Genomic DNA, 22,842 nt, shown 5'->3' with positions numbered 1-22,842 from the left:
TTGTCATTCATCTGTTACATCGTATTTGTTAAAACATAAATTTCACAGCACTCTGTAGTGGTCAACTCCAACCGGACACTTTCTTTTGAGATATTTCATATTTAATCGGTGACATATTGCCATTTGCCGTATGTAACCGATCTTGGTTGTAATATTTCATATATTCAGCCACATCTTGCTTCATATGTTCACGAGTCGGTTGAGCTGTTTTTAATATCCAATCGTGTTTTAAACTCCCGAAGAAACGCTCAACTACCGCGTTATCCCAACAAGCCCCCACATCACCCATTGATGCGCGAATGCCATATCCTTTTAGCAACATACTAAAGTGCTTGCTCGTATATTGTGAGCCTCGATCGCTATGGAATACGAGTCCAGCCTTAGGTTGTCTCAGATTCACTGCTTTGATAAGTGCTTTACTTATTAAGTCAGTGGTCATGTGTTTTTCTATTTGCCATCCCACAATACGGCGAGAGTACAAATCCATAACGATAGCCAGATACATCCAGCCTTCTGCTGTTTTCAAATACGTAATGTCGCCAGCCCAAATCTCGTCACTAGCGAGCGGATTAAAGTTTTGATTCAACAGGTTATTCGCCACTTTATCGCTATGTTTACGCTTAGTTGTGACCTTATAGGCGATGCGCTGCTTCACCTTTAGCTTTAATTTTTTCATCAATTTGATAGTGCGATATCGACTGATTTTATAGCCAGTTTCGTTCAGCTTTTTAGATAACTCTCGGCTACCCAAACTGTCTCGACTGGCTTTGAACAGGGCTTTAGCTTGACGATAAAGCGATAGTTCGTGCTCTGTTATCAATTGACCAGACCGAGCGCACCAAGCGTAATAGGCTGACTTACTGACCTTCATCACACGACACAATATGCGCACCGGATAGTGCACAGCTTGTGTCTTTATGAAACGAAATCTTATTTCATTTCTTTCGCGAAGAAGGCACTGGCCTTTTTTAAAATCTCTTTCTCCATGCGCAATTCTTTATTTTCTTTGCGCAGGCGTTTTAACTCTTCGCGCTCATCTTCAACAAGCACTTTACCTTGGATTTGCTGCTCATGAAGCTCTTTCCAGCGGTAAAGCATATTGGCGGCTATATCCAATGACTTAGCGGCTTCAGGGACGGAATAACCTTGCTCTAATACCAGCGCAACCGCTTCTTCTTTAAATTCCTTTGGGTACTGCTTATAACTACGTTTCTGTGTCATGTTCACACCTTAATATTTGACGGTTAATTGTCTCTTATTAAAGTGTCCGGTGCCATTTAACCAGAACACTCCTTAAATGAATGACTAGTGCACGTTACTGTTAAAACAGAGTTTATCTGCAGTACCTATATTAATAGTCATTTTTCTTTAAATTAAAAATTACAACAATTCTTGGTAATATAACTTAACGCTGTACTATGACTGTTCTGTTTAATAAACATTAGACAGATATAGATTCGTGTTTGATACTTAGAATAGAGATTAATAAGGGACAAATATAGAGATTTAACTCATCACTTCTTCCCAATTGGAAATTCCTGAGAATCCAACAAATAAATCTTACTCAAAACTGGTATTTAGTACTTCTGTACCAGAGATTACTAATAGATGTAGTGCAATAAATAATTGTTTTTCATTTTAGTAAAGAATCTAAATCACTTTGACGTAAGTTACCGGTTACAAATAGTGTATGAAATAATAGTTATAGAAAATTAAGTTGTCACAAGAACCCAAATTTAAAAATTACAACCTCGCTTCGTAACCGGTTACAACTGGGGTTGGGTGTTCTTATTCTCATATTACGCTGGAGTGAAGACAACTTAAGAGCGGGTTGTAATATAATGTTAAAATTAAATAATTCATTTTTACTACTTTAACGTTATGATTTTATTGCATATATTTTACTTGGCATTTAATTTGTCAAAATAATTATAAACGAAATTTGAGATGTGAGATATCTGTAAATGTACCGAAGAGATATTTGAGTGTTTGGTTTTCTAGTTGTTTCTCTGAGAGAAAGTACTAGTGAAAGAATATGGTGTTTTTATTATTATAATTCAATAGGTTAAGGCGTATGTTTTTGCTTTCTTGATATTTATGTAATTAAAATGTTGATTATTTGTAATCGGTTACGTTAAGCTTCACATACATTGTTTGAGTGGAATTTTTTTCAATTTCAATGTAACCGGTTACTCTATTCGGTGTAAATGTGAATATTTTATTAAATTGTTAGTCATTTAGCACTGAACATTTATAGATGCACGGGATGCTACCTAAGCTACGTCTCAGAACATAATTAAAACAGGAAATGAAATATGCTTTTTGAAAATAGAAAATTTAAGCGCAGTATTTTGTCGGCTAGCGTATTGACGGGGTTAGTCCTAGCTCCCAACACACTCTTTGCTCAACAAACGTCTGAGGCAGAACTCGAAAACGAAGCCGAAAGCGGTGTCGAAGTGATTCAAATTAGGGGGATTAAGGGCTCTCAAATTCGTTCAATAAATACAAAGAGATTCGCTTCTAGCGTAGTAGATTCAATTTCTGCAGAAGATATCGGTAAGTTGCCAGACGCAACTATTGCAGATTCTTTGCAGCGCGTTTCAGGGGTACAGATTACGCGCTCCGCAGGGGAAGGCGCCCGATTAAACGTTCGAGGTATGCCACAGGTTAATACAACACTAAATGGTGAACAGTTTTTAGCTGCTGGTTCAATAACAACAGTGCAACCTGACTTTGCTGACATACCGTCTACAATGGTGTCTGGTATGGACGTGATTAAATCGAACACGGCTAGTGTACTCAGCGGCGGTATTTCTGGCACTGTAGATCTGAAAACACTCAGAGGTTTTAATCTTGATGAAGGTACTACTTTCGCAGGTTTAGCTGAACTTACACAGGGCTCATTGGGAGATGACACCGACGGAAAGCTATCTATTTTTGGCGGAATTAATACGGGCACTATTGGCGCTACAGTAAATGTGGCTTATCAAACATCCAATCTAGCTGATTATACGTTAGGCTCGGCCGGCGATGGTTGGTTTCGTGGCGCATCCGAAGACGGACCTGGTGGCGGGCGATTTGCTCGTTCTCCTGATGACATAAACGGTGACGGCGATTTCAATGACGGCTTCCAATCTTTCCAAGGGCACCAAGCGGCAAATAAGTTTACGGACCGTGAGAGATTGGGTATCAATGCGTCTTTTCAGGCACAATTATCAGATAGTTTTGTACTGACGGCTGACGTTTTTTATACCCAAATGGAAGAGTATCAGCGCTCAGCAGCTTTCATCGCGAGTAATGCATGGCAAGGTAATTGGGGATGGTTCAATCCTATTGAAACAGTAGCCCGCCCAGATATACACGACGCAGATGGAGGAGACTTTCATTCAGTCCAAGCTGCTGAGCTTCAGGCTCGTCGAACTATGTCTCACTCTGAAACGCTATACTCTGACAGAGACTCATTAAATACAAATATCGAATTGGAGTTCGACAACGGTGGAGTATTCTCAGGCAGTGTTCGTTATGTACACGGGAGTGCAAAGAATGATCAATATGGCGGATTTGCCGATAATTACATTAATGATGGCTCTCAAGTAGGTGCAACTTATAAGGGGCCTGGTGGTGAAGTGATAAGTGCGGTAAATCCTTGGGGCTACGCAGGCCAGCCTGCATTAGATGCAGCATCTCAACCAGTTTTAGATTCAGACGGAGCTCCCGTTTATACGCAAATCCCAGTGGGGATCCGTTATTCAGGAGACAATCAGCACTGGGAATTACCCATTATTGATGGCGAAGTGTTAGGTTCTAATCGCAGTAGATATGCAGCCACGTCCATCAACAACAACGGAAATGAAACTGACGCCACGCTAGATGTTTTGAGGGCAGATGGTAGTTATATGTTTGACTTGGGTGACCTTGTGTCTGTTGATTTTGGTGTGCGGGCATCAGAACGCGAAGTTGAAAGATTTAACTGGAATGGGTTGGCCGAGTTCACAAATGCAAATGGAGATGATTTTGTTGCTCGTTGGAAAGATACTGCATCAGGTGCACCTGTTACGGGAGAAACCTACATTCCCCCAATCTCATTTGATGACTCGCGTATTGCTGATAACATCATTCAAATAAGTGATTTTGGCGGTGCAACCGGCTTGGGTAGTCTTTACTTTCTTGACCCTAAAGTGTTGGATAACGCAGCAGACTTTAATACCAAGTTATATGGCTCAAATATTAAAGCGATGAATCCGGACAATACATTTGTCGTGAATGAAGAAACTATTTCAATTTATGCTCAGGCAAATTTCAGTGGTGAATTGGGCGTCCCTTACAATGCAAACTTAGGTTTTCGCTATATAGAGACAGATCTGGAAATCACTCAGCACGAAATTGTATCGGGCACGACCGCTGTTTTTAATAATAAGACATATTTGCTCGGGCCTGGGGCTGAGAATTTAGATGGTGGAGAAACAACTACTAGCAATGATTATAGTGACTTTCTGCCTAGCGCAAATATTTCGTTTGAAATCGCTGATGACCAAATTTTCCGCCTTTCATATAACGAAACGTTAAGCTCTCATGATGCCAATAACTTAGGCAGAGGACTGAGCGTGACGCGATTGATACAACCTGATGGGTCGTTTCAGGCACAATCAGCATCTGCCAATGGCAACCCAAATTTAAAGCCTTGGCGTTCTACTAACATTGATGCTTCATATGAATGGTATTTTAACGAAACAGGGTTAGTGAGTATTGGTTTGTTCAGTATGGATATCGAATCATTCATTGAAAATGGAACTGTGATACGCAGTGACATAACTGATTCAGATGGACAAGTAACCAACACAAGCGTACCCACAAGTACGATCCTAAATGGAGCTGGAGGGAAAATAAAAGGAGTTGAATTTAGTTATCAACAAGCATTCGATTTTCTCCCTGAAGCCATAAATGGTTTGGGTATGATGTTTAATTACACCTACGCACCAAGTGATAGTGCAAATACAGATTGGTATGGTGACGAGCTACCAATTAGTGATAATTCCGAAAACCAAGCTAATACCGTAATATATTGGGAGAAAAATGGCTTAGCGATCCGAGTGGCTCACAACTATCGCAGTGAATCCTTGGTTGGCGTGACCAGCATATGGGATGATGGAGCTCAAGTTAGCCGACCATTTGCTCATTACAACGAGCCAACAAGTTATGTTGATATGTCGGTCAGTTACGATATTAATGAAAATATATCGGTCTATGCGCAAGGAACAAATATAACTGAAGAGTCTCAAGCTCAATATCTGCAGTGGGAAGATAATCGCCAGAAACAGTTTATCAATGAGGCTAGATATACTTTAGGTGTGCGAGGAAGACTTTAGGGTAGCCTTCACAAACAAGAAATAGAAATATTCAACCACTTATAGTTTATCTATAAGTGGTTTTTTATAATTATAAGGGCGAAAACAGGGCAAAATCATCCTTGGATGATTTCTAACCAAATATCAGCTTTTCTCTGGCATCATCAGACCATGCAGCCTGTTTAAGTTTTCCTTTTATACTGTCTTTTAGTGGGCTTAAACGCGCTAGGTTCATAGCAAGTCGTCTGAAGGTGGCCATGTTTTCAGGTGCATCTCCCCGTCTTATACGCGACTCATCTTCCTTGAACGTCACATCTAGCGCCCAATGAGAGGCGTTTTCAATTGCCCAGTGACTACGTATTACTTTCGCTATACGTGGCAGGTCAACTTCTAATGAACTGATGTAATAGGCGGTTTCTGAGCTGGCTTTCTCATTGATGTATCTCGTCCTTGTTACTTCAATCACTGACTTTAAGTTGCTCCAGCCTTTGCGTTGTTCTAACCATTCGGTGACAGGAAGCTGTACATATTGCCTATGCTCTACGCGACCATGTCCATCATTGGTTAATGATAATGTGTGCTTCTTGAGTTCTTCAGGTGCGTCACGGCGGACTTTATGAAAATAGGCTTTGATTTCATTCGCTAACTTTCCCTGGTTATCTTTCACTTGTAATGCATAGTCGCCGCCTTTCTTATCTACGGCTAGCGTCACTTTCTTTAAACAATGCATGGCATCAGCAGTCATAACGTGGCCTTTAAGCTCCAGTAATTCGATCAACTCCAAAACAGTAGAGACTTCATTCTTCTTACTCAATGATTTACGTTGTGCCAGCACTAAGCCTTGCTCTACGGCATAGGCTGATACGCTGTGTAATGCTGTCTTTCTATCACCATAAAATGAATGTCGAAGCGTTTTACCATCAAATGCAATAACAGATTGACCGTTACTTTCCCGTATTTCGTTGACCCAGCTCATAAAGCAACTCAATAAGGCGCTTGGCTCTAAACGACTGATAATACGAGCGATTGTGTCGTCTACTGGGATACCTGCTTCAAAGTCTCTGAACTGACGCAACCATTCAAGCTTGCTATCACCGAACTGCTTGATATCTTTCCACCCTTCGGCACCTGATAAGATAGCGACAACCGTTAAAAAGATGATGTCGAGTAGTTCGTGTTTCTTATTGATATGGGAGCGCGTATCTTCGAGATTATCGAAATGGGTGATAAATGACATGAGCCTAGCCTTAAAAAGCTAGATTTGATCATACTCTGACTTGGGTGTGCAAGTTTAAGTATGATCTTGCCCTGAGGGCGAAAATGGAACAACTTTCTTTTATTTAACTTCATAATCTATATAGTTCATTGTACAACGTTGTATAAATAATTTAGCATCTTTAAAATTGTCATTTGTGTGATTTCTGTTGGGTAAATTAAGATCTTGAGGGAAATAGCCATTCCCTGACAAAATGGCATACCACGAAGGGATAGGGTAATACTCTGACAATCCTAATTTTACTATGAGTTGCGAGATATCAGCTCCATTTCTCCACCCATGCAGTAATTTTAATATTCTAGCATCCATGTTTGAAAAATTTTTGGAGTTTTCAATCCAGTAAGGTGTATCACGTCGAGTATTTAACGTGTAATGCAAGAGTACGTATTCTTTAATTCCGTCAAAGTCAGAATTAACACTATTGTTGAAATCAGTTTGATATTTATTAGTAAATTTGCCTTTCTCAAAATAATCAACAAACTTGCCAACCGTTTGTTGAATTAGCAGTAAAGCAGTAGCTTCTAATGGTTCGATGAAACCTTGAGACAAACCTACAGCTAAACAATTTCTATTCCAATGCTTATTGTTACGCCCTAGTTTAAATGACAAATGCCTTACCGCTATATTATCATCAAGAATATTCAAGTGAGTCTTGAGCTCCTTTTCAGCATCCTCTTTGCTTATATGCTTTGAGCTATATACATAGCCATTTCCGTATCGATTTGTGAGTGGGATCTTCCAAGTCCAACCGCAATCGAGAGCTGTCGATTCTGTTGCAGCACTTATTTTTCTATTGGTTAAAGGTGTTGATATTGTAACGGCTGAATCATTAAGTAATTGGCTGCCATAACTGACGAATTCGGTATCAGGAAATTGATTGATTATCACTCCTTTGAAACCAGTGCAATCGATGAAAAAATCCCCTTTAACAACTTCTCCATTTTTCAATTCTACAGAGCTAACTCTATCTTCTCTTGTAATTTTTATGTTTTCGACATGGGCAACGACATGCTTAACTCCTAGATCTTTTGCAACTTTTTGTAAATACTTGCCTAGTAAACTTGAGTCAAAGTGATAAGCGTAATCTATTTCAAATGGAAAATTTTCTTTTGGAATAGGGTGTTTTCGCAGCTGAGAAATACTAGAAGATAAATAAAAATCGCTCGGGTTAGCATTTACATTAATACCCGACGCTCTAAGTCTTGCGTTGTAAAAAAAGCTATTTTGAGTGTGAAAGTCCAGTTCAGATGGGAATGAATGAAAGTAGCTTTCATAATCTTTTACGGTAGACCAATCGTTAAATCGAATGCCTGTTTTAAACGTCGCATTACAGGCAGGCATCCAATCTGACTCTTTAATATTAAGTAAGTCAAAAAAATTTCTTAGCGCTGGCGTCGATCCTTCTCCCACACCAACCGTAGATATTTCTGGTGATTCAATTAAGCATATTTCAATATTCGATTTTTTAAAGGAGTAAGCTAAGATGTTAGCTGCCATCCACCCAGCGGTTCCACCTCCAACTATGATTATTTTTTTCATATCTAATCCATATCAATTTAGTCATCAAATTATAATTAATTAACTAAAATGAATAAATAGACAATTGTTTATTGAAGCTAATCTGGGACCCTTCAATTACAATATTAAATATGACGACAAAAAACTTTTGACCCACATGATGCGGACTTTAAACTAGTTAAAATAAGAGATGTAGAGAATTAGGCGGAACCTGATGACTCACAAATGTCTCACAGTTTACCCATTGACGCCTCACAAATGACTCATTGGCGTCCCACGGACTAAGGTTGTTCGATATTTATACAGGAGTTTTGAACGTAAGTACTTGAAAAGAAAAGTGGTGGTCGCTACTGGGCTTGAACCAGTGACCCTCGCCTTGTAAGGGCGATGCTCTCCCAACTGAGCTAAGCGACCATGTCTTTGTTTTTACTACTAAAAATGTGGTGGTCGCTACTGGGCTTGAACCAGTGACCCTCGCCTTGTAAGGGCGATGCTCTCCCAACTGAGCTAAGCGACCAAATTTTACTATTACTGGATTGAACCAGTGTCACTCGACCGTCTTTTGTAAAGAGCGGCGATGCTCTGTATTTTTTCAACTGAGCCAAGTGACCAAATGTTGTTGCTAAGATAACGGTGTGTACCAATTGTCCTTTGCAACTTTTAAATTCAACTTAGTAGCCGTGGCTAGTAAGTGGAGCGCTATTATAGGTATGGACTTTCGACTGTCAACATCTAAATGAAAAATAATGTCTGAGTGGGTAAAAACCAAACAATATCTTTAAATTAGTGGGTAGAATGTGAGCATAATTGTAATCAACTGCTATCCAATAAAATTTTAGGTCCCAGAGTAGGTTCTAAAAAACGCACCAAGTTAGCCTATACTTCGAATATCAATTAGGGGTTGAATCGACCATGTATAGAAATACCGTTGTTATCGTTTTCTTATTGTTAGCTGTTTCGTCCTGTGGAGGAGGTGCCGATAATAGTGCGTCAGCCCCTCCAGCCGTTGTCATTGAAACACCCACACCAACTGTAGATTTAGATGCTCGTATGAAAGACGCAGCACGGCTTTTAAATCAGGCTTCATTTGGGCCTTCAGAAACATCCATTGAGAAAGTAGTGGAACTGGGAAGAGAGCAATGGATTGACTGGCAAATGGAGTTGCCTTTGAGTTCTCAAGTTGACTACTTAATTGAGTTGCAATCCACTTTCTCCGTAGAAGATGAATTATCTCGCATGCATCGAATTGAAGCTTGGTGGCAAAACACTTTGCGAGGAGAAGACCAGCTGCGGCAACGCGTAGCGTTTGCACTGAGCGAAATTTTTGTGATTTCTGAAAACAGCAATTTTTTTGAAGAGTATGTTGGTATCGCTAATTATTATGATGTGTTGGCTAAACATGCCTTTGGAAATTATCGTGCCTTGTTAGAGGAAGTGACACTGTCACCTATGATGGGCATGTATTTGAGTATGTTGGGTAACGAAAAACCAAACAGTGAACGTAATATAAGGCCCGACGAAAACTACGCTCGGGAGGTTATGCAACTGTTTAGTATTGGTTTAGTTGAATTAAACTTAGACGGTACGGTTAAGTTGGATGAAACGGGAAGTCACATTCCTACATACGATCAATCGACAATAGAAGGTTTTGCACATGTGTTTACGGGGTGGAATTTTAATGGCACTACTGAGCAAACGTGGTGGCATTGGTGGGACAACTACGACGCCTTGAATCCTATGCAAGCGGTGCAAGCGCGTCACGATATTGGTACTAAAACATTGTTAAATGATGTGATTTTGCCCGCTAACCAAAGTGCAGAGCTGGATTTAACTCAAGCTTTAGACAATATTTTTATGCACGATAACGTGGCGCCTTTTATCAGTAAGCAACTTATTCAGCGACTTGTTACAAGCAACCCTAGTGCTGAATATGTCGCTAGAGTCAGCGCTATTTTTAATAATAATGGTGCGGGCGAGCGCGGTGACTTGGGAGCCGTAGTCAAAGGTATATTGATGGACGACGAGGCGATACACGGTCACGTTAATTACCCTAATGTCTTTGGCAAGTTACGAGAGCCTATCCTTAAGGCCACTCACCTATGGCGTGCATTTAAGGCATATTCACCTAGCGATAGATTTCAACAAGGTTACCCAGATTATTTCTTTAAACAGGCCCCTTTAGCCGCGCCTTCGGTATTTAATTTCTTTTCTCCTGGTTTTTCTCCACCAGGCGTAATTGCCGAGCAGGGCCTGGTTGCACCTGAGTTTCAGATAACCACCGAAAATTATGCGATTCGCACCAGTAACTTTTTTGCATATTCAGCGTTGTGGAGTCACACACCTAATGGTGATGCTGAGCAAGTGATAGTCGACTTTAGTGAAGAAATCGCCTTAGTGAACGAAACCGATGATTTATTAGAACGACTAAATATCCTATTGATGGCGGGTGGTATGACAGATGAAATGCGCAAAATACTGTCTGATATGCATGACGAAACTGTCAATGCGCAACCCGCGGAACGAGTCGCTGACTTAGTTTTTTTAATTATGAACTCACCGCAATATTCAGTACAAAAGTGAGGAGCATTCTATGAAACATAATACTCACGTTAATCAACCCCGAAGGTCATTCTTACAAAAATCTCTAGCCTCTATTGCGGGTATCACCTCTGCATCAGGCGTGGGATTAAATTTCTCCTTAGCAAATGCTGCCCTTGCAAATTCAATGAGCAGGTTTGACGATTACAAAGCGTTAGTTTGTGTATTTTTATACGGAGGAAATGATTCCCTGAACATGTTGGTTCCCACCGAAGACTATGAATATCAAATTTACCAGCAGGTGAGGCAAGGCTTAGCGTATTCTCAGGAGTCATTATTGCCGATCAATCCCAATAGCCCGCAACCTTATGCGGTGGGTATGCCTGCTGCAATGAGCGCGGCGCACTCTTTATTTCAACAAAATAAACTAGCGGTAGTGACCAATACTGGTCCACTAATGCAACCGACCACTAAGGCGCAAGCAATACAAGATAGAACGTTATTGCCACCACAGTTGTTTTCTCATAATGATCAACAAAATCATTGGCAAAGCGCTAAACCTCAAGATCCTGCTTTTAGCGGGTGGGCGGGTAGAATGGCTGAGTTAATTACCGATACTCAAGTAGGCTTACCCGTTAATTTATCAATTGACGGAATAAATCTGTTGCAAACTGGTACTAGTAGCTCTCCTTTTTCCTTAAACTCAGGAGGTCCAGAGCAATTTGCTGGACTCGATGCCACTAAAGACTGGAATTCGCAACGAGTAGCGGCATTTCAAAAGCTGCTCAATAACACGCCTCATTTGTTAGAGCAGGGGTTTAAAAATGTATTACTGAGCGCGGCGACTAATAATGCCCTAATATCCACTGCACTTGAGCAGGCAGTCGCGACACAAGTTCAATATCCCGCGAATAATTCATTGGCTGAGCAACTGAAAATGGTGGCTAACCTTGCCAGCGTGCAAGAGCAACTTGGGCAGCAACGGCAAATATTCTATGTAGGCCTTGGAGGTTGGGATACTCATGACAATCAAGCAACGTCCCATCCTAGGTTACTGCAGTCGTTGAGTGAGGCGCTCAGTGCTTTTCAGGCAAACATAGACGAATTAGGCTTATCCGAGCAAGTTACTACTTTTACTATGTCTGATTTTGGGCGTACGTTAACCAGTAATGGTGATGGAACCGATCATGGTTGGGGAGGGCACCAACTGATTATGGGAGGAGCAATTAATGGTCGCGAGTTATACGGCACAATGCCATCCTTAGAGTTGGGGGCCGATGATGACTTAGGTGATGGCAGGATAATTCCTACCCTATCTGTTGACCAATACGCGGCTAGTTTATCCCGGTGGTTTGGATTGAGTGAGAGTGAACTAAACGCAGTTTTCCCCAACCTAAGCCGCTTTGATACTAGCGATTTAGGTTTCTTTTAGCGTAATTTCAGCGTAATTTCTTTGGGGGACTTTTTATTTTGAGGTTAAACCTTTTGAATTATTCCCTTGGTTTCTCAAATTCAGCCTAAATCACCGCACATATTTAAATAAATTTGCCTCAAGTTGAATATGTTATTTTGGCCTGTTTTGGGTATATATTCCTTTGATTGGCTGATAAAATGCCGCCAATTTTTAGATCAGGCTTTTTATATACATGACAACTGTTACTCGTTTCGCTCCTAGCCCCACAGGTTACCTTCACGTTGGTGGTGCACGTACTGCACTTTATTCTTGGTTATACGCTAAAAGTAAAGGTGGAAAATTTGTATTACGTATCGAAGATACTGATATTGAACGCTCTACTCAAGCTGCAATTGATGCCATCCTTGAAGGGATGCAATGGTTAGGATTGGACTGGGATGAAGGGCCTTTTTATCAAACTCAACGTTTTGACAGATACAACCAATTAATAGACCAATTGTTAGCAGAAGGTAAAGCTTATAAATGTTTCATGTCAGCGGCTGAATTAGACGCTATTCGTGAAGCCCAAATGGCAAAGGGTGAAAAGCCTCGTTACCCAGGTACATGGCGTGACCGTACTGATCATCCCGAAGGTCAGCCCTTTGCTATTCGTTTTAAAACCCCGCAAACCGGTAGTGTGGTGATTAAAGACCACATTCGTGGGGATATTGAAATTGCGAATAGTGAACTGGATGATTTAATTATTCGTCGAACAGATGGAGCGCCTACTTATAACTTTTGCGTAGTTGTAGACGACTGGGATATGGGTATTAGCCACGTAGTGCGTGGTGAAGACCATATCAACAATACTCCTCGTCAAATCAACATATTACTTGCTTTAGGCGCTCCTATCCCCGAATACGCTCACGTATCTATGATTTTAGGCGACGATGGTAAAAAATTATCCAAACGTACCAATGCCGTGGGGGTAATGGAGTTTAGAGACGACGGATATCTTCCTCAAGCACTGCTAAATTATTTGGTGAGACTTGGTTGGTCTCATGGTGATCAGGAAATTTTCTCACTACAAGAAATGATTGAGTTGTTTTCATTGGACGCGATTGGACAGTCTGCTTCTGCATTTAACACTGATAAACTCATTTGGTTAAACCAACACTACATTAAAACATTGCCAGCTAGTGAAGTGGCTGAATACGCCAAATGGCACTTTTCACAACAAGGAGTCGATGTGACTCAGGGGCCGGCGCTTGAAGATGTTATTGCTGTGCAGGCAGATCGTGTTAAGACATTAAAAGAATTAGCTCAGATCAGTGGGTATTTTTACCAAGATTATGAAGCTTTTGATGAAAAAGCCGCTAAAAAACATTTACGTCCTGTTGCTAAGGAAGCGTTAATGCTTGTTCAAAGTAAATTGTCAAGTTTAACTCAGTGGAATTGTGAATCTATCCATAACGCAATTAATCAAACTGCAGAAGAATTACAAATAGGTATGGGAAAAGTGGGTATGCCGTTGCGTGTTGCAGTGACGGGTGCAGGAAACTCGCCTTCATTAGATGTGACTTTGAATCTATTAAAACCTGCTCAAATTGAACAACGTATAACCAAAGCGCTCGAATATATAGCAATCAGAGAAAATTCCTGAAAAAATCGTTGACATGAAAAGAGCAGATGCCTAGAATGCGCCCCGCTGTCACGGAACGACACCTACTTGTTGGGTAAAAGCGCAAGCTTATTTAATGAGTTTGGGGCCATAGCTCAGCTGGGAGAGCGCTTGCGTGGCACGCAAGAGGTCGGCGGTTCGATCCCGCCTGGCTCCACCAAAGATCAAGGAGTATCTACTACCACCTAGGCCAGTAGATAGAAAGATAAGACAGGTAATTAGAAACGAATAGTTTTTATTTATTTGAGACAATATTTTAGTTGTTCGGAAAACATATTGCGGTTCAGTTCGCATGCTTGCTTCTCCTAACAACAATTTATCAAAGCAATGCTTTGATAAACAAAATTGTTGTCCCCATCGTCTAGAGGCCTAGGACACCGCCCTTTCACGGCGGTAACAGGGGTTCGAATCCCCTTGGGGACGCCATTTCTATTGAGTTAAAAGATTTAACTCAAGCAGTAAAACAGGGATTATTAACTACCACCTAGGCCAGTTGATATATAGTTTGATGGAAGTTGGTTTTTTTAAGAATTAGGTCACTTGGTTTGCAAGTTCAGCTCTTCTTATAAAAACATGTCGAAGCACGCTTCGATACGTAAAGTTTCTGTCCCCATCGTCTAGAGGCCTAGGACACCGCCCTTTCACGGCGGTAACAGGGGTTCGAATCCCCTTGGGGACGCCAAATATCAAAGCCGCTTAAGCAATTAAGCGGCTTTTTTATTGTTTGAAAGTATTGATAACCCAAGGGGGTGAGAACCCCTACGGTTCGACAAAAATGTCAGGAACATTTTTGAACGTGCTTCAGCACGGCCGCGCAGCGGTAAAATCAGCTGTTAGACTTATCATACCTCAACGTTCTAGGTGTCTTGTTCGATGAGTAATTTTTCAAAGTTATCTATTGAAAGCGGTTTTGCCAATAAGTAACCTTGGCCAAACAAGCAGCCTGCTTGCAACAATAGTTGTTTTTGTTGTTCTGTTTCAATTCCTTCGGCTATTACTTCAATATTAAGCTTTTTGGCCATTACGATAATTGCTTCACACAATGCCGCGTCTTTACTCTCCGAGGAAATAGCGTGTACAAAGCTTTTATCAATTTTTAAGTAATCAATCGAATAGTTCTTAAGATAAGCAAAAGAACAATAACCCGTGCCGAAATCATCTATTGAAATGGCAATGCCTTTCTGACGTATCTCGCTAAGTGTATCGACTATTTCTGCCTGATTTTCCATGAGTAAGTTTTCAGTAATTTCAAGAGATATAGCTTCACATGAAATGTCTTGCAAAATCAGTGATTCTGCCCAGGATTTTATTTGTGCTCCTTTATTTTTAAACTGAACTGGTGAGGTGTTTATACTGATAGTCAAATCTGGGGAATAGGTGTTGCGCCAAAAGTTAGCTTGTTGTGATGCTTGGTTAAATACCCATTCGCTGATTTCATTAATTAGCCCTATTTCTTCTGCAATAGGAATAAAATCTATTGGTGAAACTAGCCCTTTATCCGGGTGGTCCCAACGAATAAGTGCTTCCGCTTTTATAATTTGTTGGTTTTGTAAATTCACTATTGGTTGATACACCAAGTGGAATTGTTTTTGAGCCACGGCAACACGTAGGTCTTGAACAATATCCATTCGTTTGAGAAAGTCAGTTCGCATATTTTCGGTAAAATAATCAACATTGTTACGCCCCCGCGTTTTAGCTCGGTACATAGCCTGATCCGCATTTCGTAGTAATGTGTCAATATCCGTGGCATCGTCTGGATAGAACGCTATGCCTATGCTAGCAGAACAATATACATTTTTTTCTTGGATAACGTAGGGTTGCGCTAATGCGCTGATTAATTTTTGCCCAATGTTGTCAATGTCTTCAGGCAAGGTAGTGCCTAAAAATACTATGATAAACTCATCCCCTCCCAAGCGAGCGGCAATCTCATTTTTCCGAATGCAATTTTTAATACGTTTTGAACATTCAATCAGAACATGATCTCCGGCTTCATGGCCTAAAGAGTCATTGACGTCTTTAAATTTATCAAGGTCTAACATTGCAACAACCAATTGCTGTTTTACTCTCTGAGCGTTGTCTATGGCGCTTTTTAGGTGCTCGTGAAGTAAATTACGGTTCGGTAAACTAGTTAAACTGTCGTAGTTTGCCTGTTGCCATATTAATTGGTCAGCTTTTTCTCTCTCTATTGCGATTCGCGTGATATTGGTAAATTGCTCAATGAGCTTAAATTCAGCGTTATTTGGAGTTGAAGTTTTGCGCTTGTAAATAGAAAAAGTGCCTAATACGTTTCCTTGGTTACTAATGATAGGTTCCGACCAACACGCTGCAATTTCTGCTTTTGAAGCTAAGTCTTTCCAAGAACCCCAATAAGGGTGGGATGTTATATCAGTGACAATAACTCTTTTGCCAGTGTAGGCTGTGGTGCCACAAGAGCCTATTTTGGGCCCAATTTCAATACCATCTTATGCATCGATATAAAAGTCAGGCAAACTTGGGGCGGCCCCCATTGCTAAATGTTTACCAGATTTATCGAGTAATAAAATACTGCAGATACTGCCAGGTAATTCGTTTTCAATAGAGTGCACAACTTGAGTTAATATCTTGGACAATTTATTTGCGGTGGCAATGGATTCGAGAATGTTATTACGAAGCTGACTAATCTCGTCTTTTTTCAATAATTCTCGGTTTTTATTTTGCATAAATAGTGAAAATATAAACGCGAATATATTTGTTGCAACAAAGGCCGCAATAATACGAGGAAAAGTAAAACTGTCGAATTGTTGGTAGGTAAGCAAACAGGCGACAAAGATAAGAATTATATTAATTATACCTGCGACGTAAGTAGGCAATAAATAAAATCCAGCAACTATTATCGGAAAAATCCAGTAAATTAAAGCCATTCCTTTGACATAGATGCCAACTAATATTGTGACTTGGGCGAGAATCGCGAAAAGCGCACTAAAAAGTTTAATATTACTAGTGAACCAAACTCCAAGAAATATGGTGAAAATTCCTACTACCGCGATAAAATCCACAACAATATGCACTTTATCTGTAGTAAAAAAGCTGGTAATTAGAAATGGAAATAAAACCAAAGAGGCCACTGCGGTAATTGCGAGGAGAATTTTTTCTTCTAAAGAACGGTGTTTCAGCTTAACCGTCATATTGTCTTAGCCCTTATCTAAAATTCTTAGTTATTGAATAGTTAATGCGTAATTGGCTAAAAATACCTAATAGAAACGTACCCACATATCTCACACCAATAAACAAATATATGGTAGAGCTAGAATAGACTCGGTATTTACAGGTGTCTACATTTGAACGCTTAGTAACAATACGCTGTATTTATTTTGTCGTTGTGCCAACTAATACTTCTCTGAAATTTGGGGTTAGTCTGCTACTACCGATTCAATGGCTTCAATATTAATGATAGCGGAACGGTTTAAGGTAATTTTAAAACGTTGGCTTTGCTGTTGGTTTTGTTTATCTGTATGCATTAAAACCACATTAATTTGGTAACGACGTTCGACTGCTTGTTTGGTTATTTTTCCATTGTCGAGTGTATACAAACGGCCTTCTCCTCTTTTTAGAAATCGAATAAAGGGAGTTAGATTAAAATAGAACCTTTGTTGTATGGCATCGTAACCGGGTAAAAAACCTTTCGCATTCACTTTAGTATCGCTACGAAAATGCAGTAATTGTGCTGCTTGTTTATTTTGTTGTCGCCTAGTTTGCAATAATTGGTCTACTTGTAGTGGCAGATCTTTATTACGAATATATTCTAACCAAATAGTTTGACTAGCAATGCGGCTTTTATTCACACTATGACGATAAATCACTTTCCATTTTGGCAAACCTTTTTGAATTCGGCGCCAAATGATTCGAGTAATATCATCCTTAAATATTTCCCGTAAACCGTAGATAACGCCTAACATGGCGATTAAGGCAATAGTGACTTCGGTAAAGTTGGTGCGAGCATTAAGTACCAGCAACATGACAAATGCCATAATTACGGCAGTGACAGTGCCACGTACAAACCGGTTTAAATTGGTGTTAAGGTTTTTAACTTGTTTTTGGAATACCACACCATACTCTATTAAACGTTGCAGCAAGCGCATCTTATTGGTGATGCGGTTAGGATCACTTAAAGTAACTTGTGAGTTATATTGGTTTTCTTTTCGGTATTGATTTTCATTGCGACACAAGGTTAATAGGAAGTTTCTTTCACTCGTAAATTCACTACTTTTTGGGGCCCTAGATAGCAGTTTCAAAAATGATTGTTCCACTTGCCAACTAAGGTAGTTGTCGGCATTTTCAAAATATGCCCTGAGTTTTCTATCTGGAGGCGTATACCTTCTCAGCTTTTTTAATAACCCAGTTATTTGTTCTGCCAACTCTATTGCTCGTGGGTAAAACTCCTCACATTCTTTTAATTTTAAAGTTTGTTTTATATCGGTATCTAGGGCGATGCGAATTTGATACGAAAATAAGTTGAGGTTAAGCCGGTAATCACTTTGTTCACCTTTTTTCTGACTAATAAAGCGACTGCGCACTAAGGGTAAATGTAATTGATCCGAAAAATACGCACTATGGCTTTGTATACTGCTATGGAAATAATGTTCTTCAGTTAGGGTCTTGGGGCTAATACCCATTTCATCGGGTAACGAAAAATATAGATCGAACCTTTGCTGATCGCTAGGCAATAATGGGTAACTAACTTTGATAGAAAGATTCTCATCTTGGGTGAGCTTAATTTTATTCACTAATACTGTGTTCTCTTTGCGGTTGTTTTACGGATCCTTAGCGATACAAGTTCGTCAATTATGCCTTAAATTTTAATTGAAGGGGCATTTGATTACCCAACGTCTAGGTTTTTTGGATATCACCACTGGGAATTTTAAAACACATACTTTGAATAAAAGTTTTGAGTATTTTCTAAATATCATGCTATACAAGGTGTGGGCGCTCATCAATACATTCGCACAAGGAGTTAACTATGAGTAGAGTCACAGGGATTGGCGGTATTTTTATAAAAGCAAAAAATCCAGGGGAATTGCAACAATGGTACAAGGACCATCTTGGCATCGATGTTCAAGCATGGGGAGGCACCTCATTTCGTTGGGTGGACAGTAGTGGTAACCCCACTGCGGGGACGACTGCTTGGATGATAGGTGATGGTGGTAACTTTGCACCGAGTGAAGCGCCCTTCATGGTGAATTACAGGGTGTCCGATCTGTTTGCACTGTTAGAAACACTCAGAGCAGAGAATTGCCAAGTTTTGGAAAAAACTGAAGAGTCTGAATATGGAAAATTCGCGTGGGTTATGGATCCTGAAGGCAACAAAATTGAATTGTGGGAGCCACCCGCCAACGAGTAAACCGTTTAAACCGAGCGCCCATTGCAGCAAAGTTATTACTTAAATTTTATTATAAGTCTTGAATTTACATAAGCGAAACCCTAAAAAACAATTGAGATTGAAAAGAAAAACTCATAGGAAAACTACAGTATGCAATTTCAACGACACGGTTTATCCATTGGCATTGAAAGAACAGGCAATGAATTTTTTCTGTCTTTGAAAGCCCAAGGGACCTTAACCCATAAAGATTATGAAATAATTACACCCTTGATAGATTCTGCTTTGTCTGAAGTTAAGCAACCTACCGTTAATGCCCTTGTTGATGCCACAGAATTACAAGGGTGGGAAGTAAGGGCGGTCTGGGATGATTTCAAAATAGGCTTAAAACATGGTCGCCAGTTTGCGAAAGTGGCAATTTACGGAAATAAAAAATGGCAAGAGTGGGCAGCGAAAATTGGCAGTTGGTTTATTTCTGGTGACGTAAAGTATTTTGATAACGAAATTGAGGCCATGACTTGGCTTAATGAATAAGATAACTGAGCCAAAGCCTTTTTAGTCAATTACAATCCCCTTCCTCGTGCAACCATCAATGTGATTGTGCGTAACAAACTTAGTCTTCAATCACAGTCAGGAATCCCAAATTAATGATAGATTATTTAGCCGTTTTTATTACCTTTTTTGCTGTTGTCGATCCTATAGGAACCATACCCGTGTTTATCGCGGTAACGGATAAATATGAGCCGAAAATTAAACGTCGTGTAGCCTTAATATCTTCAATAGTATCGGCATGTATTTTGTTATTTTTTATTGTCGCTGGCGAGGTGTTATTGCGGGCATTGTCTATCCCTCTCCCTGCATTTCAAATATCAGGAGGGATCGTTTTATTTCTATTCGCTTTAAATATGATTTTTGGTGAAAGTAAACCTGAAGAGGAAATAAAACTGTTATCACAATCACATAGAGAGACTGCTATTTTTCCGCTTGCGGTTCCTTCAATTGCCAGCCCTGGGGCGATGTTGGCGGCTGTGTTATTGACAAAAAATTCAGTATTCACCATATGGGAGCAAATGCAAACAGCATTGGTCGTGTTGTCAGTTTTATTATTGACCTATGTATTAATGTTACTTTCTGGTTTTATCGTAAGGTTTATTGGTAGTAGTGGTGCAAGTGTAATAAGTCGAGTCATGGGATTAATTCTTACTGCAATCGCGACAACCAATATATTATCGGGTTTTAATGAATACAATATTCTATTTCAACCCTAACGCCAAAATGAACAATCGAATCAGATTTCTGTAGACAGTTTTCAGATGAAATGAATGAAGTATTGAACAGCAAGATTAGTCGCTACTCAATACTTCACAAACCTAAACGTTTTTGTTTAGTTTATAAGAAAGACAACAAATCCTGATCCAATTGCATCAAGGTTTTGGGATCGGCCATCATGGTTTTGGCCAATGACTTGGTTCTAGGCAATAAACGTTCAAAATAAAACTCGGCGGTTTTGATTTTTGCTCGATAAAAATCGCGGTTTTCAACATCTCCCGCCAATTTTTCGTAAGCTGTTTGTGCCATCTGCGCCCAGAAGTATCCCATTACGATATAACCAGAATACATCAAATAATCCACCGAAGCAGAGCCAACTATGTCTCTGTCTTTCTTGGCTTTAAGTGCTAAGCGCATAGTGTATTGTTGCCAGTTCGCCACGTTTTTGCTTAATGCCCAAACAAATTTATTCATTTGGCGTTTGTGTGGGTTACTGGAAATCATGCTTTTATCTTTGCAAAATCCAAGAATTTCTTTACTGAACGCATTTAGTGATTTACCACGAGTAAGTAAAACTTTACGACCTAATAAATCCAATGCCTGAATGCCGGTTGTGCCTTCGTAAAGTGTTGAAATACGTACGTCACGAACAATTTGTTCCATACCCCATTCTTTTATAAAACCATGACCACCGAACACTTGCATTCCATGGTTGGCGCTTTCACTACCTAATTCGGTCAAAAAAGCTTTAAGAATTGGCGTGATGAAGCCTAATCTATCGTCTGCCGCTTTACGCTCGTCTTCGGTTTTTGCCATTTCGATCTGGTCAACAATTTGCGCGGTATAGTAAATCATGGCGCGCCCACCTTCGGTAATCGCTTTTTGCGTCATCAACATTTTACGCACATCAGGGTGGACAATAATCGGATCTGCTACTTTATCTGGGTACTTTTTACCCGTTAGCGAGCGCATTGATAAACGCTCTTTTGCATATAATAATGCGTTTTGATATGAAAGTTCAGAAGCGCAAACTCCTTGCAATGCCGTGCCTACTCTAGCTGCATTCATAAAGGTGAACATACACTCTAAACCTTTATTTTCAGGGCCTATCAAAACACCCTTAGCATTATCGAAATTCAGAACCGCAGTTGACGAGGCTTTAATACCCATTTTGTCTTCAATTGCACCGCAAGTGACATTGTTGCTAGCACCTAAGTTGCCTTGTTGGTCAACTTGGATTTTTGGCACAATAAACAGTGAAATGCCACGGGTGCCTTCAGGGGCACCAGGAAGACGAGCTAATACAATATGAATAATATTTTCTGTTAAGTCGTGTTCACCAGCGGAAATAAATATCTTGGTTCCTACAATGTCATAAGTACCATCTTCGTTAAGTGTGGCTTTGGTTTTAACTTGTCCTAAATCTGTACCACATTGAGGTTCAGTCAAACACATGGTGCCGGTCCAAGTACCTTCGGTTAAACGAGTCAGGAATAATTCTTTTTGCTCTTCGGTTCCATGGGTTTGAATCGTATTCATTGCACCATGACTTAAGCCTGGATACATTGCCCATGACCAGTTAGCCGTGCCCATCATTTCTTGTTTGGCCATGCCTAAAGATGGCGGTAAACCTTGACCACCATGCTCTAAAGGGTGCGATAGACTTTGCCATCCACCTTCAACATACTTGTCATAAGCCTCTTTAAAACCCTTAGGTGTAGTCACAACGCCATTGTCAAATTTACAACCTTCTTTATCGCCGCTCTGGTTTAAAGGCAGTAGTTCGTTTTCACAAAATTTTGCACATTCTTGCAGTATTGCATCGACTAGATCTGGTGTTGCTTCAGCGAACTCAGGGTATTTTTCATAATGGGAATAATATTTAAATACATCTTCAATAAGAAACTTAATGTCCATTATTGGTGCTTTGTATTGCAACATTGTAGAACTCCAAAAAGGTTGGGTTGAATAAATTTGATTGAAGTATAGCAGAATTTTTTACTGGTCATACCACTAGAGTGAAAATACTTTGTTTTAGCGCGACAATGGACATCTCCGCTTTCCGTAGGTTGTTGATTTGTCGCTGTATAGGCATCAATAGATAGTAGGGCACAGAAAATTTAAGCGGATTTCGCCTATCATTTTGTTTGTGAAATATTGCTTTGTAGATATTAAATTACAGACAGTTCAGCCACTACCAAGTATTATTGCTGCCAATAGATGCAGCTGATTGGCGATATGACCCTTTTCAATGAATAACCGTAATTCAAGTGACATTCCGTCTCCTTGTGTCCGAAACTGCTGTTTGGATGACAAAGATATGTGCCTCGGTTGTTTTCGAGTCATAGACGAAATTTTAGTTTGGGGTAAAGCAGATAATAATCAAAAATTTGCAATATTAGCCTTATGTGAGTCCCGCAGAAAAGCTCGTCTAAGTAGCCATCCCCTTTAGTTTTCTCTATTTGTTAG

At 40.0% G+C, this 22,842-nt stretch carries 15 protein-coding genes and 5 tRNA genes; 11 read left to right on the top strand and 9 right to left on the bottom strand.

All coding sequences use genetic code 11. From position 1 onward, the window contains the following. Positions 1-61: 61 nt before the first annotated feature. Positions 62-1,221, bottom strand: a protein-coding gene (locus tag KO534_RS19545) for an IS3 family transposase (protein WP_215932376.1) whose coding sequence is annotated in 2 segments (ribosomal slippage) — positions 62-972 and positions 972-1,221 — 1,161 coding nt in all. Because the reading frame shifts where the segments join, the coding sequence is not laid out codon by codon here. A gap of 1,094 nt (positions 1,222-2,315) precedes the next feature. Here KO534_RS19545 and KO534_RS19540 point away from each other — a divergent pair. Next, positions 2,316-5,366, top strand: coding sequence for a TonB-dependent receptor (locus KO534_RS19540; protein ID WP_215932374.1), 3,051 nt, complete (start codon positions 2,316-2,318; stop codon positions 5,364-5,366). A gap of 112 nt (positions 5,367-5,478) precedes the next feature. Here the strand turns inward: KO534_RS19540 and KO534_RS19535 are convergent, their stop codons facing one another. From KO534_RS19535 to KO534_RS19520, 4 genes are all read right to left on the bottom strand, one after another. Further along, positions 5,479-6,582, bottom strand: a complete 1,104-nt coding sequence (locus KO534_RS19535) for an ISAs1 family transposase (RefSeq protein ID WP_215932372.1) — start codon at positions 6,580-6,582, stop codon at positions 5,479-5,481. A gap of 99 nt (positions 6,583-6,681) precedes the next feature. After that, on the bottom strand, positions 6,682-8,160 hold the full coding sequence (locus tag KO534_RS19530; RefSeq protein WP_215932369.1) for a tryptophan halogenase family protein: 1,479 nt from the start codon (positions 8,158-8,160) through the stop codon (positions 6,682-6,684). A 317-nt stretch (positions 8,161-8,477) separates the two neighbouring features. After that, positions 8,478-8,553: transfer RNA gene (locus KO534_RS19525), tRNA-Val, on the bottom strand. Between the two features lie 27 nt (positions 8,554-8,580). Next, positions 8,581-8,656, bottom strand: a tRNA-Val gene (locus KO534_RS19520). A 395-nt stretch (positions 8,657-9,051) separates the two neighbouring features. On the opposite strand from KO534_RS19520, the gene KO534_RS19515 reads away from it, so the two are divergent. The 6 genes from KO534_RS19515 (at position 9,052) to KO534_RS19490 (ending at position 14,433) form a co-directional block, all read left to right on the top strand. Then, positions 9,052-10,719: a DUF1800 domain-containing protein gene (locus KO534_RS19515; protein WP_215932367.1), complete on the top strand. Its 1,668-nt coding sequence runs from the start codon at positions 9,052-9,054 to the stop codon at positions 10,717-10,719. Positions 10,720-10,729: 10 nt separating this feature from the next. After that, a complete protein-coding gene (locus KO534_RS19510) occupies positions 10,730-12,109 on the top strand; it encodes a DUF1501 domain-containing protein (protein WP_215932365.1) in 1,380 nt (459 codons plus the stop codon). A 214-nt stretch (positions 12,110-12,323) separates the two neighbouring features. Next, positions 12,324-13,733 (top strand): glutamate--tRNA ligase, encoded by a 1,410-nt coding sequence (gene gltX / locus KO534_RS19505; RefSeq protein WP_215932363.1) that lies wholly within the window; start codon positions 12,324-12,326, stop codon positions 13,731-13,733. A gap of 102 nt (positions 13,734-13,835) precedes the next feature. Continuing rightward, positions 13,836-13,911 (top strand) — tRNA-Ala (locus tag KO534_RS19500). 190 nt (positions 13,912-14,101) lie between these two features. Continuing rightward, positions 14,102-14,177 (top strand) — tRNA-Glu (locus KO534_RS19495). 180 nt (positions 14,178-14,357) lie between these two features. Continuing rightward, positions 14,358-14,433: transfer RNA gene (locus tag KO534_RS19490), tRNA-Glu, on the top strand. Between the two features lie 175 nt (positions 14,434-14,608). Here the strand turns inward: KO534_RS19490 and KO534_RS23795 are convergent. The 3 genes from KO534_RS23795 to KO534_RS19470 form a co-directional block, all read right to left on the bottom strand. Beyond that, positions 14,609-16,189: a bifunctional diguanylate cyclase/phosphodiesterase gene (locus KO534_RS23795; RefSeq protein WP_354667967.1), complete on the bottom strand. Its 1,581-nt coding sequence runs from the start codon at positions 16,187-16,189 to the stop codon at positions 14,609-14,611. A 24-nt stretch (positions 16,190-16,213) separates the two neighbouring features. Next, positions 16,214-16,915: a hypothetical protein gene (locus KO534_RS19475; RefSeq protein WP_215932359.1), complete on the bottom strand. Its 702-nt coding sequence runs from the start codon at positions 16,913-16,915 to the stop codon at positions 16,214-16,216. 225 nt (positions 16,916-17,140) lie between these two features. After that, positions 17,141-18,514: a hypothetical protein gene (locus KO534_RS19470; protein WP_215932357.1), complete on the bottom strand. Its 1,374-nt coding sequence runs from the start codon at positions 18,512-18,514 to the stop codon at positions 17,141-17,143. 233 nt (positions 18,515-18,747) lie between these two features. On the opposite strand from KO534_RS19470, the gene KO534_RS19465 reads away from it, so the two are divergent. The 3 genes from KO534_RS19465 to KO534_RS19455 all read left to right on the top strand — a co-directional run bounded on the left by KO534_RS19465 (position 18,748) and on the right by KO534_RS19455 (position 20,372). Beyond that, a complete protein-coding gene (locus tag KO534_RS19465; protein ID WP_215932355.1) occupies positions 18,748-19,128 on the top strand; it encodes a VOC family protein in 381 nt (126 codons plus the stop codon). A gap of 129 nt (positions 19,129-19,257) precedes the next feature. Then, on the top strand, positions 19,258-19,638 hold the full coding sequence (locus tag KO534_RS19460; protein ID WP_215932353.1) for an STAS/SEC14 domain-containing protein: 381 nt from the start codon (positions 19,258-19,260) through the stop codon (positions 19,636-19,638). Between the two features lie 113 nt (positions 19,639-19,751). Then, positions 19,752-20,372, top strand: a complete 621-nt coding sequence (locus KO534_RS19455; protein ID WP_215932351.1) for a MarC family protein — start codon at positions 19,752-19,754, stop codon at positions 20,370-20,372. 121 nt (positions 20,373-20,493) lie between these two features. Here the strand turns inward: KO534_RS19455 and KO534_RS19450 are convergent, their stop codons facing one another. Next, a complete protein-coding gene (locus tag KO534_RS19450; protein WP_215932349.1) occupies positions 20,494-22,314 on the bottom strand; it encodes an acyl-CoA dehydrogenase C-terminal domain-containing protein in 1,821 nt (606 codons plus the stop codon). Positions 22,315-22,624: 310 nt separating this feature from the next. Here KO534_RS19450 and KO534_RS19445 point away from each other — a divergent pair, with 310 nt between their 5' ends. After that, positions 22,625-22,825, top strand: a complete 201-nt coding sequence (locus KO534_RS19445) for a DUF1289 domain-containing protein (RefSeq protein ID WP_215932347.1) — start codon at positions 22,625-22,627, stop codon at positions 22,823-22,825. Positions 22,826-22,842 lie beyond the last annotated feature (17 nt).

The sequence above is a fragment of the Paraglaciecola arctica genome, assembly GCF_018861065.1.
Classification (GTDB): Bacteria; Pseudomonadota; Gammaproteobacteria; order Enterobacterales; family Alteromonadaceae; genus Paraglaciecola; species Paraglaciecola arctica_B.
Note: the sequence above shows the minus strand (reverse complement) of the source record. Positions and strands in the feature narration are given on the sequence as shown.